This is a genomic window from Candidatus Symbiopectobacterium sp. NZEC135, from assembly GCF_025962695.1.
Genome location: NZ_JAGFPF010001148.1, coordinates 1 through 689, shown reverse-complemented (window position 1 = coordinate 689; position 689 = coordinate 1). Strand labels below are relative to the sequence as shown.

The 689-nt window shown below is 56.3% G+C and carries 1 protein-coding gene; it reads right to left on the bottom strand.

Annotated features, from left to right (window positions below; translation table 11 throughout):
• Positions 1–687: L-ribulose-5-phosphate 4-epimerase (gene araD / locus J5224_RS33005; protein WP_264629124.1), on the bottom strand; the 687-nt coding region annotated here is incomplete at its 3' end.
• Between the last annotated feature and the right edge of the window lie 2 nt (positions 688–689).

Genomic DNA, 689 nt, shown 5'->3' with positions numbered 1-689 from the left:
GTAATAGGCGTTTTTGCCGTGCTTGCGCAGGTAGTGTTTATCCAGCAGTTCCTGCTGCATCGGGCCAACATCCGGTGTCAACTGGCGGGTAAAGATGCCCATGTAGGCGATCTCTTCCAGTACCACCGCGTTGTGCACGGCGGTATCGGCGTCCTTTCCCCAGGCGAAAGGCCCGTGCGCATTGACCAACACGGCGGGGATATCCAAGGGGGAAAGCTGGCGTTGGTGAAAGGTTTCTACAATCACATTCCCCGTTTCCCACTCATAGCGGCCGTCAATCTCCGCGTCTGTCATCAGGCGGGTGCAAGGGATGGCGCCATAAAAGTAATCGGCATGGGTGGTGCCAAAAGCCGGTAAATCTTTACCCGCCTGCGCCCAAATCGTCGCATGGCGCGAGTGCGTATGCACGATGCCACCAACCTGGTCAAACGCCAGATAGAGTACGCGATGTGTGTCTGAATCCGATGATGGCTTCTTGTTACCTTCAACCACGCGCCCGGTCGCCAATTCAACCACCACCATATCTTCGGCGGTCATCACGGGATAAGCCACGCCCGACGGTTTAATCACCATCAGGCCCTGTTGACGATCGACTGCACTGACATTTCCCCAGGTAAAGGTCACCAGGTGATGCGCTGGCAGCGCCAGATTCGCCTCCAGCACCTGCTGTTTGAGTTCTTCCAACATCA